11 protein-coding genes are annotated in these 14,869 nt (G+C 62.8%); 3 read left to right on the forward strand and 8 right to left on the reverse strand.

Annotated features, from left to right (window positions below):
- Window positions 1-83: 83 nt before the first annotated feature.
- Complete coding sequence (locus BG60_RS38175) at window positions 84-611, reverse strand: hypothetical protein (RefSeq protein ID WP_152563195.1); 528 nt, start codon at window positions 609-611, stop codon at window positions 84-86.
- Between BG60_RS38175 and BG60_RS09900 the strand changes: the two genes are divergently transcribed.
- Window positions 602-1,513 carry a PhzF family phenazine biosynthesis protein gene (locus tag BG60_RS09900; RefSeq protein ID WP_034471278.1) on the forward strand — a complete coding sequence of 304 codons (912 nt, stop codon included), beginning with the start codon at window positions 602-604 and terminating at the stop codon, window positions 1,511-1,513. The genes BG60_RS38175 and BG60_RS09900 overlap by 10 nt on opposite strands.
- Before the next feature lie 453 nt (window positions 1,514-1,966).
- Window positions 1,967-4,408, forward strand: coding sequence for a bifunctional diguanylate cyclase/phosphodiesterase (locus BG60_RS09905; RefSeq protein ID WP_034471280.1), 2,442 nt, complete (start codon window positions 1,967-1,969; stop codon window positions 4,406-4,408).
- 13 nt (window positions 4,409-4,421) lie between these two features.
- Here the strand turns inward: BG60_RS09905 and BG60_RS09910 are convergent, their stop codons facing one another.
- The 6 genes from BG60_RS09910 to BG60_RS09935 form a co-directional block, all read right to left on the reverse strand.
- Window positions 4,422-4,880 carry a CopD family protein gene (locus BG60_RS09910; protein WP_008350729.1) on the reverse strand — a complete coding sequence of 153 codons (459 nt, stop codon included), beginning with the start codon at window positions 4,878-4,880 and terminating at the stop codon, window positions 4,422-4,424.
- A gap of 204 nt (window positions 4,881-5,084) precedes the next feature.
- Entirely contained in the window at window positions 5,085-5,294 is a 210-nt protein-coding gene (locus BG60_RS39930) for an XRE family transcriptional regulator (RefSeq protein ID WP_081851840.1), read from the reverse strand.
- Window positions 5,295-5,376: 82 nt separating this feature from the next.
- Window positions 5,377-7,695, reverse strand: a complete 2,319-nt coding sequence (gene parC / locus BG60_RS09920; protein ID WP_034471282.1) for a DNA topoisomerase IV subunit A — start codon at window positions 7,693-7,695, stop codon at window positions 5,377-5,379.
- Window positions 7,696-7,721: 26 nt separating this feature from the next.
- Window positions 7,722-9,701: a DNA topoisomerase IV subunit B gene (locus tag BG60_RS09925; RefSeq protein ID WP_034471413.1), complete on the reverse strand. Its 1,980-nt coding sequence runs from the start codon at window positions 9,699-9,701 to the stop codon at window positions 7,722-7,724.
- Window positions 9,702-10,002: 301 nt separating this feature from the next.
- Window positions 10,003-11,937, reverse strand: a complete 1,935-nt coding sequence (locus tag BG60_RS09930; RefSeq protein WP_008350736.1) for an ATP-binding cassette domain-containing protein — start codon at window positions 11,935-11,937, stop codon at window positions 10,003-10,005.
- 202 nt (window positions 11,938-12,139) lie between these two features.
- Entirely contained in the window at window positions 12,140-12,547 is a 408-nt protein-coding gene (locus BG60_RS09935) for a DUF4399 domain-containing protein (RefSeq protein WP_033536673.1), read from the reverse strand.
- 217 nt (window positions 12,548-12,764) lie between these two features.
- On the opposite strand from BG60_RS09935, the gene BG60_RS09940 reads away from it, so the two are divergent.
- Entirely contained in the window at window positions 12,765-12,947 is a 183-nt protein-coding gene (locus BG60_RS09940) for a rubredoxin (RefSeq protein ID WP_008350739.1), read from the forward strand.
- A gap of 41 nt (window positions 12,948-12,988) precedes the next feature.
- On the opposite strand, the gene BG60_RS09945 is transcribed toward BG60_RS09940, so the two are convergent.
- A complete protein-coding gene (locus BG60_RS09945) occupies window positions 12,989-14,800 on the reverse strand; it encodes a GT99 family glycosyltransferase N-terminal domain-containing protein (RefSeq protein ID WP_034471284.1) in 1,812 nt (603 codons plus the stop codon).
- Window positions 14,801-14,869 lie beyond the last annotated feature (69 nt).

Here is a 14,869-nt window from a genome sequence, read left to right on the forward strand (position 1 = left end):
CGAACCAAACGCCTGCTCCAATGACAACGCCCCGTCCTCAGACCGCGAGAACGGGGCGTGCGTCACGTCACTTCATGTGAGTCTTACTTTGCCGGACGGCCGAAGCTCTGGAACTCGAGGTCCAGCCCCATCGGGCGCACCACGGCGACGCGGAAGGTCAGCGAATCGTATGCCGCGGCGGAGACGCCCTTCAGATCGGTGCTGATCGTTGCATTCGGACCCGACCACGTCAAACGTGCTGCATCCGCGACGGACAGATAACCGCCACCGGCCGGATTGGCCACCGCATCGGCTCCCAAGGTCGCATAGACGGGATTACCGTTCCTGTCGGTGATTGCCTTGCCGTTGCCGTCAAGCGTCGGGGTGTTGTCGAGCGCACTCGTGACAAGCACGCCGAGTTGATAGTCGATCGCCAGCGAGATCGCGTACTTCGCATTGTCGACCGTCGAAGGTGAAACGCCGACGAAGCGGCTTGCCGCCGCATTGGTCGCTGGCGCCCGGCGCCAGACCGCAACGTGAAGCGCGGACCGCGACCTTTCACAGACCGCGCCGGAGTGTATTGGGGGCAGAATGGCCCTTCCATCGAACTCATTCGAAAACCATGTCCTCACGCACCGTCCAGTTCAAGCAGGTCGATGTCTTCACAGCCGTTCCATTCAAGGGCAATCCGCTCGCGGTGATCTTCGACGCCGAAGGCCTCACGGCCGAGCGCATGCAGGAAATCGCCCGCTGGACGAATTTGTCGGAGACGGCGTTTCTCCTGCCGCCGACCGATCCGCGCGCCGACTACCGCGTACGCATCTTCACGACGGCAGTTGAACTGCCGTTCGCCGGACATCCGACGCTCGGCAGCGCGCACGCGCTCATCGATGCCGGTTACACGCCGAAGACGCCCGGCCGGCTCGTGCAGGAATGCGGCGTCGGACTCGTGGAGCTCGCGCAACGCGGCGATGCCAATGGCGATGCCGATGGCGGCGAGTGGGCGTTCGCCGCGCCGCCCGCCACCATCGCGCCGCTTTCAGATGCGCAGTGCGAGCGCCTCGCCGCCGCACTCGCACCCGCCGTAATCGATTTCAGTTCGCCGCCCGCCGCCTTGGACAACGGCGTGCCGTGGCTCGTCGTGCGCGTGAAGGACGCGGCGCAGTGTTTCGCGACGTCGCTGCAAGGCGCGGCGCGCGAATCGCTCGCGGCGCTCGTCGCGGAAGTCGGCACGCACGGCATCGCCATGTATGGGCCGCACGAAGCCGGCGGACCCGCGACGTTCGAATTGCGCGTGATTCTGCTCGGCGCGGAGAACATCGAAGATCCGGTGACGGGCAGCGCGAACGCGGCGCTCGCGACGCTGCTGCGCGCGCGGGACCAGCGGCCCGGCCAGCGTTTCACGGTGAGACAGGGCACGGCGCTCGGCCGCGATGGCCGCGTCAGCATCGAATACGACGATGCGGCGGACGGCGCACCGATCTGGATCGGCGGCGCCTCGGTAACTGTGATCGACGGCACATTCCGCATCTGAAACAATGACCTACGCGCTGCCCGACGCCGCGCGTATACCCCCAAGCGCGGCCCCTTTCTTAATCCCGGCGGCTTCGTTAATATCTGAACAATCGGGGATCGGAACGCAATGGCGGTTCACATCGGCGGGCGACAGGCGTCGTGAGGGTGAACCGCTCGCGCCGCAGCGCAAACGTATGCACTCGACGACACCGGATGCTCGCCGTCTCGCTCATGCCGGGCTTCGGGCGCTGCAGCGGCAAACGGCTCGCCGAACGGCCGTCGCGCGCGGACCTGAGGTGGATCGAGATGTGGATCGGGTCTCGGAGAAAATATCCGCCGATCATCCGCTGTGCGCCGCGCGCGGTATATTCACTCGTTTCGGTCGAACGCCTCAGAACATGCATCGCTTCATCCACCTCGCGCAGTCCGCAGCACGCAAGGCGCCACGCGACAGAGCGCCGACGGACACCCCATGAAGCGCACGCGCTCCCACGCCTTTTCCGACACCGTCCTCGGCGCGCCGTCGGCGCGGCGTCGGCGCGCGCTTCTCGCGATTCCCGTGCTCGGCACCTTCGTGCTGGTGCTGCTGTGGGCGGTGATCTTCGCCCGGCTATCGGTCGAGCGCGAAGCGACCACGCATGAGTCGATGTCGTCCGCCGCCATTCTTTCGTCGGCGCTCGAACAGCACACCATCAAGGCGATTCACCAGGTCGACCAGATCACGCGCTTCGTCAAATACGAGTACGAGAAGTCGCCCGACAACTTCGATCTGATCGCCACCGTCGAAAAAGGCGTCGTGCAAAGCGACACGCTCGTGCAGGTTTCGCTGATCGACGAATACGGGACGCTGATCGCCAATACATCCGATCCGCATCCGAAACCGATCGATCTCTCCGACCGCGAACACTTCAAGGTCCACGCGCATTCGAACGACGATCTGCTCTACATCAGCCGCCCGGTGCGCGGGCGGGTATCCGGGCTCTGGACGCTGCAGATCACGCGGCGGCTCAATCATCCGGACGGCTCGTTCGCGGGCGTCGTGGTCGTGTCGGAAGACCCGGCGTATTTCACGAACGACTTCTACAACGTCGCGTCGATCGGGCACGAAGGCGTGATCGCGGTCGTGTCGGACAACGGCTCCGTGCTCGCGCGCAGCACGGGCGGCAGCCTGGCCGAGAGCGCCGCCGCGAATGCCGCCGCGAGCGCCCCGGCGAAAGGCAGCGCGCGCAGCGGCCCGGCCGATCGCTCGCACGCCGCGTTCAGCGCGACCGGCGTGTATCCGACGACCGATCACGCGTCGGGCATCTACGTCGATCCGATCGATCACGTGAAGCGCATCGTGTCGTACCGGCATATCGACGGCTATCCGCTCGGCGTGCTCGTCGGCCTGTCCGAGCGCGAGGAGATGGTCGACTACAACCACACGCGCAATGTCTATCTGCTGATGGCGAGCTTCATTTCGCTCGCGATGCTCGGCTTCTTCGCGGTCGCGACGGGCCTCATCGGCAAGCTGCTCGGGCGCGAGCGCGAGATGACGCATCTCGTCGAATACGACCTGCTCACCGGCCTGCGCAACCGGTATTCGACGCTGCGCGCGCTCAGGCTCGACGTGGCGCAGCCGGAAAACATCGGGCGCCTGGCGCTGCTCTTCATCGATCTCGACAACTTCAAGACCGTCAACGACACGCTCGGCCACAACGCCGGCGACATCGTCCTGCAGATGACCGCGTCGCGGCTCGCCGAAACGGTCGGGCAAAGCGGCACGCTGTCGCGCATCGGCGGCGACGAGTTCGTGGTCGTCGTGAAGGGCGACGACGTCGAGCAACGCGCCGTCACGCTCGCCGACGACATCTCGACGATGTTCGCCACGCCCTTCGACGTGCGCGGCAGCGCGTTCGTGCTGCATGCGAGCATCGGCATCGCGCTCTTTTCCGTGTCGAACGAGAGCGAAATCGATCTGCTGAAGAAGGCCGATCTCGCGATGTACAGCGCGAAGGACGCGGGCCGGAACTGCTATCAGTTCTATTCGCCGCAGTTGTCGCATCGCGCGGACCATTTGATGAAGTGGGAGCAGCAACTGCGCGTCGCGTTGACGGAGCAGCAGCTTTTCCTCGTCTATCAGCCGAAGATCGATCTGACGCGCCGCTGCATCACCGGTTTCGAGGCGCTCGTGCGCTGGAATCATCCGCAGCACGGGCTCATTCCGGCAAACGAGTTCATTCCGGTGGCGGAATCGACAGGACTGATCGTCGCGGTCGGCGATTTCGTGATTCACACCGCGTGCATGGAGCTCGCGCAATGGCAGCGCGACGGGTATACGGGACTGTCGCTCGCCGTGAACATTTCGGCCGTGCAGTTCTGGCGCGGCGATTTGCTGGAGACGGTCGCGCGCGCGATCGAGGCGAGCGGCATTCCGCCCGACAAGCTGGAGCTCGAAATCACCGAGACCGTGATGGTCGAGTATCCGGAGCTCGTGCAGGAGAAGATCGTCGCGCTGAAGCGGCTGGGCGTGCGTATCGCGCTCGACGACTTCGGCACGGGATATTCGTCGCTGTCGTATCTGAACCGCTTTTCGGTCGATACGCTGAAGGTGGATCGCTCGTTCATCCAGGCGATTCCGGAAGATCGCAGCGTCTGCGTGATGGTGTCGGCGATCGTCAATCTGGCGCGCTCGCTCGGGTTGACGGTGATTGTCGAAGGCACGGAGCGCGAGGAGCAGATTGCGTGGCTCGCCGCGCTCGGGCCGGTGGAAGCGCAAGGCTTCCTGTTCTCTCGCCCGGTGCCGGCGGATGGCGTGCAGGCGCTGCTCGACCGTTTCGGCGTATGCGGATGGCCGCGCGGACACGCCCCGCGATCGCGCAAGGACGCCGGCCACGAATCGAGCACCGCGCTCAGCGACGAGCGCGGCGTTTAAGCGACGGGTCGAATCAGAAGCCGCGCGAAAGAACCGCCGTGCCGATGGTCACGACGCCCAGCACGAGATTGATCACGACGAGCCTTCTCACGGTGCCGACCGCCCTCGCGCCATCGGGCCAGTTCTGCGCCTGCACCGCGCGGCGGATGCGCGGAAAAACGGCGAAGCGGATGTGACCGAAGATCAGCATCATCACGATGCCGAGACCGGCCATCGCGTGCAGCGGCCACGCCGCATGACCGCCGCCGAATTGCATGAGCAGGAAACCGCCGGTGAGCAGGATGACGATCACCGAGGCGCCCACCCAGTTGAAGAAGCGCGCGAATACCGACTCCCAAAGCGGAAGACGCAGTTGCGGCGTGAGATCGCCGAGCGCGGGACGCAGGCAGAAATGCGCGAAGATCATTCCGCCTATCCAAACGGCGACGCCGAGCAAATGCAGAAAGAGCGCCGCTTCGATGGCTTTGTTCATTGTGAATTCCGGGGCTGATTTGAGTTGTTGAGTACGTGCAGGCACAAGGCATAGGAATACGCGCGGAGTGTGGAGTTCCCCGCCCGGCCGATTTTGTTCGACGATGACAGCGTGGCACGCGAAAGAACCGGATTATTCGTGACCCTAAGGATCGCGCGAATGGGATATGTTTTGCCGATGCCCCATGCCAGTCCGAGGCTTGCCTTAGTGACGGATATCGGCCGCCGGGCAGCTTTCCCGCCCCGGCTTCGCCGAGCGCCGCGGTGGACCGACGACGATCTGCACATTGCGACCAAGGCGCGCGAGCAGTTCGAGCATCTTCGCCTCGCCGAGCCCGCGAAACTGGCCACGCATCAGCTGCGAGAGCTTGGGCTGACTGATGCCAAGAAGCGTTGAAATGATTAATGTCTGAATCTCGCGAACGACAGACGATAAAAAGCCCGCACTGAGCGGGCTTCATGCCGTCATGGAGCGCGCGCGGCGCCCCACTGAAACATCACCCCTCGAACACCGGCCGCAGCTCCGTCACCTTCAACGACGAATCCGGCGCCCTTCCCTTTCTCGATCGCTTGCCGAGATGCAGTTGCAACTGCGATCCGCTGAGCTTCTCGTCCCTCGCCTTCCCGCCGCGCCCGGTGCCGATCATCATCACGCCGCGCGCATCGATGGCGAGCGCCTGGCGCAGCGTTTCCTTCGGATCGAGGCCCATCAGAATGACGCCGCGACCCCCGCCCGACAACGTCTTCATCTCGTCCATGCCGAAGACGAGCAGTTTGCCCGCGCTCGACAAGCACGCGACATAGATCGCGCCCGGAATGACGGGCATCGGCGCGAGCGGTGCCGCGCCTTCGTCGATCGTCATGAACGCCTTGCCGGCCTTCTGGCGGCTCACCATGTCGCCGAGCTTCGCGATGAAGCCGAAGCCGTTGCTCGATGCCAGCAGCAGTTGTTGTTCAGCATTCGCCGCGAAGTAATGCAGCAGATGCGTGCCCGATTCGAGCTCGATCAGCGACGTCACCGGCACGCCATCGCCGCGTCCGCCCGGCAACGCCGAAACCGGCACCGAATACACGCGACCCTTGCTGCCCCACGCGACGAGCGAATCCGGCGTGCGCGCCTGGAACGCGGCGTACAGCCCGTCGCCCTGCTTGAACGTGAAGCCCGCCGGATCGAGCCCGTGGCCCTTCAGCGCGCGCACCCAGCCCTTCTGCGACACGACCACCGTCACCGGTTCGTCGACGACACGCGCCTCGAACGTCGCGCGCTTCTCCTGCTGAATCAGCGTGCGGCGATCGTCGCCGTACTGCTTCGCGTCCGCTTCGATTTCCTTGATCAGCACGCGCTTCATCGCGGCGTCGCTGTTGAGCAGTTCTTCGAGCTTCGTCTTTTCGTCGCGCAAGTCGGACAACTCTTGTTCGATCTTGATCGCCTCCAGCCGCGCCAACTGACGCAGACGAATCTCGAGAATGTCTTCGGCCTGCCGGTCAGAGAGATTGAAGCGCGCGATCAGCGCCTGCTTCGGTTCCTCCGACTCGCGGATGATGCGGATGACTTCATCGATGTTCAGGAAGACGATCATTCGTCCTTCGAGAATATGGATGCGGTCGTTGACCTTGCCCAAACGATGCTGCGTGCGCCGCGTCACCGTGACGAAGCGAAAGCCGATCCACTCGTGCAGGATCTCGACGATGCCCTTCTGACGCGGCCGGCCATCCGAGCCGATCATCACGAGGTTGATCGACGCGTTCGATTCGAGGCTCGTGTACGCGAGCAGCGTGTTGACGAACTCGGTCTGATCGATACGGCTCGACTTCGGCTCGAACACGAGCCGCACGGGCGCGTCCTTGCCCGACTCGTCGCGCACGGCGTCGAGCAGCGCGAGCATCGACTGCTTGGTCTGCACCTGCTCGGGCGTGAGCGTCTTCTTGCCGAGCTTGATCTTCGGATTCGTGAGTTCCTCGATTTCCTCGAGCACTTTCTGGCTCGACACGCCCGGCGGCAATTCCGTGATGACGACCTGCCACTGGCCGCGCGCGAGATCCTCGATCTTCCAGCGCGCACGCACCTTCAGGCTGCCGCGTCCGGTTTCGTAGGCCGTCGAGATTTCCGTCGGCGATGAAATGATTTGCCCGCCGCCGGGGAAATCCGGTCCGGGCAGTTTCTCCATCAAGCCCGCGTGGCCGATCTTCGGATCGCGGATCATCGCGACAGCGGCTTGCGCGACTTCGCGCAGATTGTGCGACGGAATTTCCGTCGCCAGCCCGACCGCGATGCCCGATGCGCCGTTCAGCAACAGGAACGGCAAGCGCGCGGGCAATAGCTTCGGCTCTTCGAACGAGCCGTCGTAGTTCGGCATGAAATCGACCGTGCCCTGATCGATTTCATCGAGCAGCAAGCGCGCGATCGGCGTCAGACGCGCTTCGGTGTATCGCATGGCCGCTGCGCCGTCGCCGTCGCGCGAGCCGAAATTGCCCTGACCGTCGATGAGCGGATAGCGCATCGAAAAGTCCTGCGCGAGACGCACCAGCGCGTCGTACGCCGATTGATCGCCGTGCGGGTGATATTTACCCAGCACGTCGCCGACCACGCGCGCCGACTTCACCGGCTTGGCGTTGGCCGCGAGGCCCATCTCGCTCATCGCGTAGAGAATGCGGCGCTGCACGGGCTTCTGTCCATCGCACACGTCGGGCAGCGCGCGGCCCTTCACCACGCTCACCGCGTAGTCGAGATAAGCACGTTCGGCGTAATCGCCGAGCGTCAGTTGTTCGCCGTCCGGTGCAGTCTGTTCGGCGAAGAGATCGTCTGTGATTCCCATCGAATGTCCGTGTTAATGCGTTCGCGTCAGATGTCCGCTTCGACTTCGTTGCCCTTTTCTTCGAGCCAGCTTCGGCGCGAGGCCGCTTCGCCCTTGCCCATCAGCATCGTCATGCGCGAAACGGTGAGATCGAAGCCGAGATCGCCGAGCGCGACCGGCAGAAGACGGCGCGTGTCCGGGTTCATCGTCGTGTCCCAGAGCTGTTCGGCGCTCATTTCGCCGAGGCCCTTGAAGCGGCTGATGGTCCACGCCGTTTCGCGCACGCCGTCCTTGCGCAGCTTGTCGAGGATCGCTTCGAGTTCGCCTTCGTCGAGCGCGTAGAGCTTCTGCGCGGGCTTCTTGCCGCGCGCGGGCGCATCGACTCGGAACAACGGCGGACGCGCGACGCACACATGGCCGCGCTCGATCAGTTGCGGGAAATGCTTGAAGAAGAGCGTGAGCAGCAGAACCTGAATGTGCGCGCCGTCGACGTCCGCATCGGAGAGAATGCAGATCTTGCCGTAGCGCAGATTCGACAGATCGATCTGATCGTCGGGACCGTGCGGATCGACGCCGATCGCCACCGCGATGTCATGCACTTCGTTGTTCGCGAAGAGCCGGTCGCGTTCCGTTTCCCACGTATTCAGCACCTTGCCGCGCAACGGGAGAATCGCCTGGAACTCCTTGTCGCGGCCCATTTTCGCGGAGCCGCCCGCCGAATCGCCCTCGACGAGAAAGAGTTCGTTGCGGGAGATATCCGTCGATTCGCAATCGGTGAGCTTGCCCGGCAACACGGCGACGCCCGAACTCTTCTTCTTCTCGATCTTCTGGCCCGCGCGCGTGCGCGCCTGCGCCTGGCGAATCACGAGCTCCGCGAGCTTCTTGCCGTATTCGACGTGCTGATTCAGCCACAACTCCAGCGCCGGCCGCGAGAACGACGACACGAGCTTCACGGCATCGCGGCTATTGAGGCGTTCCTTGATCTGCCCCTGGAACTGCGGATCGAGCACCTTCGCCGACAGCACGAACGACACGCGCGCGAACACGTCTTCCGCGAGCAGCTTGACGCCCTTCGGCTGGAGATTGTGAATCTCGACGAAGTTCTTCACCGCCTGAAAGAGACCGTCGCGCAGACCGGATTCATGCGTGCCGCCCGCGGGCGTCGGAATGAGGTTGACATACGATTCGCGCAGCAGCGGCCCTTCCTCGGTCCACGCGACGACCCACGACGCGCCCTCGCCTTCCGCGAAGGTTTCCTCGGTGTTCTTCGAGCTTTCCGCGTAGCGTTCGCCTTCGAACAACGGAATCAGCAGTTCGCTGCCGCCCATGCCTTCGAGCAGATAACCGCGCAGACCGTCTTCGTATTTCCACGTCTGACGCTCGCCCGTTTCCTCGATGACGAGCACCACTTCGACACCCGGCAACAGCACGGCTTTCGAACGCAGGAGGCGCTGCAATTCGCCGAGCGGCAGATTCGGCGAGTCGAAATACTTCGGATTCGGCCATGCACGCACGCGCGTGCCGCTCTTCTTCGCGCCGCGTTCGGCTGGGCGCGTCGTCAGTTCTTCGATGACGTCGCCATTGGAAAACGCAAGCTGCGCGACCTTGTTGTCGCGCCAGACGGTGACTTCGAGACGGGTTGCGAGCGCGTTCGTCACCGAGACGCCGACGCCGTGCAGACCGCCCGAGAACGTATAGGCGCCGCCCGCGGCCTTATCGAACTTGCCGCCCGCATGCAGCCGCGTATAGACGATCTCGACGACCGGCACGCCTTCTTCCGGATGCAGGCCGAAAGGAATGCCGCGGCCGTCGTCCTCGACGGTCACGGAGTTGTCCTGATGCACCGTGACGGTGATTTGCTTGCCGAAGCCGCCGAGCGCTTCGTCGGAGGCGTTGTCGATCACCTCCTGAATGATGTGCAGCGGATTCTCGGTCCGCGTGTACATGCCGGGCCGCTGCTTGACCGGCTCCAGGCCCTTGAGCACCTTGATCGATGCTTCGCTGTAGCCGGCTGCCTTGGCGTTCATGACCTGGCGCTTGCCTCGTTCAGTGCCTGTCGCCATTGCGCTGGATTTTTTCGTGGACATAGTTGAACGTTGATCCGGCTCTCGAACGCCTGACGGAATGTCACGACATGACGCCCGATCTGCCGGCAAATGCTTGATGTTGTGCCTGGCCGGATGCGTTGAAAGCGAGGCAAAAAAACGCCCGCCGATCCGAGCCGCGCTAGGAGAATAGCGGTTTTCGCCCGCCGCGCCCACCTCGGCGCGATAAAACGCGCTTCGTTCGCGTACATGCGTTCGGCACACGCACAGCGGGCGCGAGCCGCTATTTGCGCTTCGCTTCGAGCTCTTCCCAGCGCTCGAGGGCGACGAGCAACTCCTCTTCGATCGCCGCGTGTCGCTCGGAAAGACGCGCACCTTCCTTCGCGTCCTTCGCGAAGATCGAGCCGTCTTCGAGTTGCGCGCCGATAACCTTCTGCTCGTCTTCGAGTTCGGCGATGCGCCCCGGCAGCGCTTCGAGTTCGCGCTGTTCCTTGAACGACAGCTTCACCGTGCGCTGCGCATTGCGGCCGGCGGCGCTGTCTTTCGGCGCATCGTCTTTCGGCGTGTCCTTCGCGGTCTGACGCGCCGCTTCTTCGGCAATGCGCTCCGAACGTTCGCGCTGAACCTGCCAGTCGGAGAAACCGCCGACATATTCGCGCCACTTGCCGCCGCCTTCCGCGGCGAACACCGACGTCACGACGTTGTCGAGGAACGCGCGGTCGTGGCTCACGAGCAACACGGTGCCGTCGTAATCCGCCAGCAGTTCTTCGAGCAGTTCGAGCGTCGGGATGTCGAGATCGTTGGTCGGCTCGTCGAGCACCAGCACGTTCGCCGGCCGCGCGAAAAGGCGCGCGAGCAGCAGGCGATTGCGCTCGCCGCCGGACAGCGACTGCACCGGCGAGCGCGCGCGTTCGGGCGCGAACAGGAAGTCGCCGAGATAGCTCATGACATGCTTCTTCACGCCGTTCACTTCGACCCATTCGCTGCCGGGACTGATGGTGTCGGCAAGCGATTTGTCGAGATCGAGTTGCGCGCGCATCTGATCGAAATACGCGACCTGAATGTTGGTGCCGGTCCGCACGCGGCCTTCGTCGGGCTGCAGTTCGCCGAGGATGAGCTTGAGCAGCGTGGTCTTGCCCGCGCCGTTCGGGCCGACGAGACCGATCTTGTCGCCGCGCATGACAGTTGCCGTGAACCGGTCGACGATCGTGCGTTCGCCGTAGCGCTTGGTCACATCGGTCAGTTCGGCGACGATCTTGCCGGACTTCTCGCCCTGCCCGACATCGAGCCTGACATTGCCCTGCACGTTGCGGCGCTCGGCGCGTTCCTTGCGCATTTCGACGAGCCGCGCGATGCGTCCGACGCTGCGCGTGCGCCGCGCCTCGACGCCTTTGCGGATCCACACTTCTTCCTGCGCGAGCAGCTTGTCGAACTTCGCCTGTTCGATCTGCTCGACTTCGAGCTGTTGCGCCTTCCTCGTCTGATACGCGCTGAAATTGCCGGGATACGACAGCAACCGACCGCGATCCAGTTCGACGATGCGCGTCGCCACGCGATCCAGAAACGCGCGATCGTGCGTGATGAAGAGCAGGCCCGTGCGCAACGTGACGAGCAGTTCCTCCAGCCAGCGGATGCCGTCGAAGTCGAGGTGGTTGGTCGGCTCGTCGAGCAGCAGCACGTCGGGCTGAACGACGAGCGCGCGCGCCAGCGCCACGCGCTTTTTCATGCCGCCGGACAGATCGCCTGCGCGGGCATCGCCATCGAGACCGATCTGCGCGAGTGTCGTCGCGACGCGCGTGCGCCAGTTCCACGCGTCGCGGGTATCGAGCGCCGACTGCAGCGCGTTCATGCGCGCGAGCAGCTCGTCGTGCTTCGCGCCTTCGGGCGTATCGGCGAGCGCGTGCGCGACGGCGTCGTACTCGTCGAGCAACGCGCGCGCTTCGGTGAGGCCGGAGGCGACGACATCGAACACGGATGCGTCGAGATCGAACTCGGGCTCCTGCGGCACGTAGACGGTCGTGAGCTCGCTCTGACGCGTGACGAGCCCGTCGTCGGGCGCGGCGAGCCCCGCGACGATCTTGAGAAGCGACGACTTGCCCGCGCCGTTGCGGCCGATCAGCCCGACACGCTCGCCCGCTTCGAGCGAGAAGTCGGCGTGATCGAGCAATGCGACGTGGCCGAACGCGAGCTGCGCGTCCGAGATGGAATAAAGCGACATGGGAAAACCGGATGAATGGCGAAGAATCGGCGCCGAACACGCGAGCAACCGATGGAAGCGGCCATTGTACCGGGCGCGGCGCGCGATCACGCACGCTGCATCCGCCATTGGCCGAACGGACGAGGCGCGCGGCGCCAGCAAGCGCGAAAGGCCGCCCGGATGCGCTCCGTGGCGGCCTTTCCTCGCGTCGTGCCGAAACAACTTACTGCACGTGCACCTTGATCGTCTGGCTCATTTCGGGGCCGTACGAGCGGTGCGCGCCGTCGCCGAACTGCATTGTCAGCGTGTGATCGCCGGGCGGCAGCTTCACGTCGGCTTCGGTCTGGCCCTTGCCGAAGTGCAGCGACGTGTCGTTCGCGGGAATCACGGTGCCTTTGGGCAGCGGCTTGCTATCGATCAGCAGGTGGTGATGGCCGGTTCCATCGGTCATCGTGCCCGCCGGAGCGACCGACATGCCGTCGACGCCGAATCTGACGTGCACGGGGCTCGTGACGGTCGCGCCATCCTTCGGTTCGACGAAATAGACGCGCGCCTGCGCATGCGCCGCGCCGGCGTACTGGGTGAGCAGGACCGCGCCCGTCAGCATCGCGCCCAAGAGCTTTTTCTTCATCGTTTTCTCCACGTTGTGAAACCGGTCCATGGCGCGAGTCGGCGCCGGAGCCTCGAAAAGCATACACCGGGCTTTCCGCACGCCGGAATCGGGACCATCCTGCCTACGGCGATCGGGGAACGATCGCGCCGATTACGGTAAGATGCCGGCTCGCTGCGCCGCGCATCGTCTTCGAACGCACGCGGTCCGTTTATTTCTTTCGAATCAAGAGTCTGTCGTGAGCGAAGTCATCGAATTCAAAAGCTGGGTCTGCCTGATTTGCGGCTGGATCTACAACGAGGAAGAAGGTCTGCCGGACGATGGCATCGCTGCCGGAACCCGTTTCGACGACATCCCCGCCGACTGGCGCTGCCCGCTGTGCGACGTGGGCAAGGCCGATTTCGTCGTCGTCGAGTTTTGATGCGGGCGCCGCGCCTAATTGGCGGTGCGGCGCAGGCCCTGTCAATCGCAAAGTTTTAGCATCGCGACAAGGTGGCGGGTGCGCCATCTGGTTGTGACCAATCTACTTTGCAGATATGACGCTACGATGCGCGCGGCATGAAGCAGTCGGTCATGGCGCAATTCTAGCGCCGCCAGCCTGCTACTCAACATCACCGCATCGCTTTCTGCTTTCTCGCGCAACGCGACTTCCGTTGCTTTCTGCGCGTTGATGTTTGCAAATTCCTCCCTTAAACGCTCGTGTTCTTGCTTTGCAATTTCCCGCGCTTCCTTCGACTCCGCCAACTCCAGCCGTAACACTTCGGCTTCTGCCGACAGCCGATCAAGCGCAACGTTGCGGTCATTCAGCGCGAGTTCCTCGGCAGCGCTTCGGCCATCCCGTCTTTCCGAACTTGCGTTGTGCTCGATGCCGCAGGTTTCCAGCACCCGAATTCTGGCGTCTCGCTCCTCGATCCACTGATCACGCTCTTTTATCCAGCCGTCCCTATCGCTTATCCAGCGATCACGGTCGAGAATGAACGTCTGCAGTTGTGAGATACGGGTATTTTGCTCAGCGCACTGACGTCTCAGATTGAAGAGCTCATCAAGGATTTTATTTGGAGCATCAACCTCCAGCGTTCGGCCGCTAGTTTCCGGAACTGGCTTTTTGTCCACGAGCCGTTCACCGCGCCGTTGATTCTGGAACGAAACGAAGTGCTTTTCTGCGATGTCCGCAACTGAAGGGTTCGATAACCGCCATAAGTAGTATTCAGACGAAAACAACAGCGAATACGGTATCAAATAATTCAGGAAGAACCATATCCGAAATAACCGTGACGACTCGCCGGACTCGTCGAAAAAAGTCTGAATAGGGGTGCTACCGAAGAATCGAACCTTTTTGCGCCACAGTACCGCCTCGATCCCGAGGCTCGAATTGATGGTCCATAATTCCTGAATCGCGCCAAGGAATTTCAATGGCGAGCTTCCCAGGTCGACCTTGCCGGGATAAAGCGCCTTTCCGTTCGGATGATATCGGACAAGCGGAGTGTGTTCGGAGGTTGATCTTGACGCGAATTCGAGCAGCGAGAGATTGTTCCATCCTTTGCTGAAGGCGAGCGCGTTAGAGTCCGTTTCCACCTGCAGCGCGACGCCGATCGTATGCGAGTCTTCCGAAGAACGATACATCTCGCGCGCTGCATCCGAGATCAGTACCGATTCGAGAGTCTCGGAAATCGCGGCGTCACCTCGATCGCCGACCCAATCGCGAAATGCGGCTTTCTCGCGCTGCCACCGGATGCCGACTTCAGTATCTCCGTTGACTCCGCTCGTGTCCCAGTAGGCGCATTGTGCGTAATACGGTTTTCGCAGTGGTCCGATCTCATTGAAAACAAGCGCGCAACCGGACTCTTGGGCCGCGCGTCGCATTGACGGACAATTGAGCCATGTGACCGCGACAACTTCTTGATGCAGCGCTTTCAAGCGCGAAAAGGCGTCTGCGAAATATCGATGCAATTCCGAAGAGTCTCGTGTCACGTAAGAGATGAACCGGTCAAGCGGTGCTTTGTCAAGTGACCAGTCCGTCAAACCGTCTTCATAGCAAACCAGCCGGACCCTTTCAGAATCCAAATTCCCCACGTTATACTCGTGAAACTGCTTTGACCAGTCCGACAGTTCCCAACGAGAAAGGTCGGATTCGATATTCAAGTAGTACCGCGGTAAAAGAATGGTCGACTGCTTTGCTCTGAACGCGTGAAGCCATTTCAGGATTACCCAATAGTAATGAGCAGTTCCTTCCACCGGAGCGACGAGTGGAACGAACAGGACGAAATGCGTCATACGATTTGCCGGTCTGATGCTTCGTTATTTTCGATGGGACTTGAACGAAGCGTGCAATGCGTCCTCGCG

It is taken from the genome of Caballeronia zhejiangensis, from assembly GCF_000698575.1.
Classification (GTDB): Bacteria; Pseudomonadota; Gammaproteobacteria; order Burkholderiales; family Burkholderiaceae; genus Caballeronia; species Caballeronia zhejiangensis.

What these genes read in the sequence shown, in the direction of transcription:
- BG60_RS09945 (WP_034471284.1), bottom strand. Translation starts at nt 14,800, where the DNA reads ATGACGCATTTCGTCCTGTTCGTTCCACTCGTCGCTCCGGTGGAAGGA.
- BG60_RS09900 (WP_034471278.1), top strand. Translation starts at nt 602, where the DNA reads ATGTCCTCACGCACCGTCCAGTTCAAGCAGGTCGATGTCTTCACAGCC.
- BG60_RS09935 (WP_033536673.1), bottom strand. Translation starts at nt 12,547, where the DNA reads ATGAAGAAAAAGCTCTTGGGCGCGATGCTGACGGGCGCGGTCCTGCTC.
- BG60_RS09905 (WP_034471280.1), top strand. Translation starts at nt 1,967, where the DNA reads ATGAAGCGCACGCGCTCCCACGCCTTTTCCGACACCGTCCTCGGCGCG.
- parC (WP_034471282.1), bottom strand. Translation starts at nt 7,695, where the DNA reads ATGGGAATCACAGACGATCTCTTCGCCGAACAGACTGCACCGGACGGC.
- BG60_RS09925 (WP_034471413.1), bottom strand. Translation starts at nt 9,701, where the DNA reads ATGAACGCCAAGGCAGCCGGCTACAGCGAAGCATCGATCAAGGTGCTC.
- BG60_RS09910 (WP_008350729.1), bottom strand. Translation starts at nt 4,880, where the DNA reads ATGAACAAAGCCATCGAAGCGGCGCTCTTTCTGCATTTGCTCGGCGTC.
- BG60_RS09930 (WP_008350736.1), bottom strand. Translation starts at nt 11,937, where the DNA reads ATGTCGCTTTATTCCATCTCGGACGCGCAGCTCGCGTTCGGCCACGTC.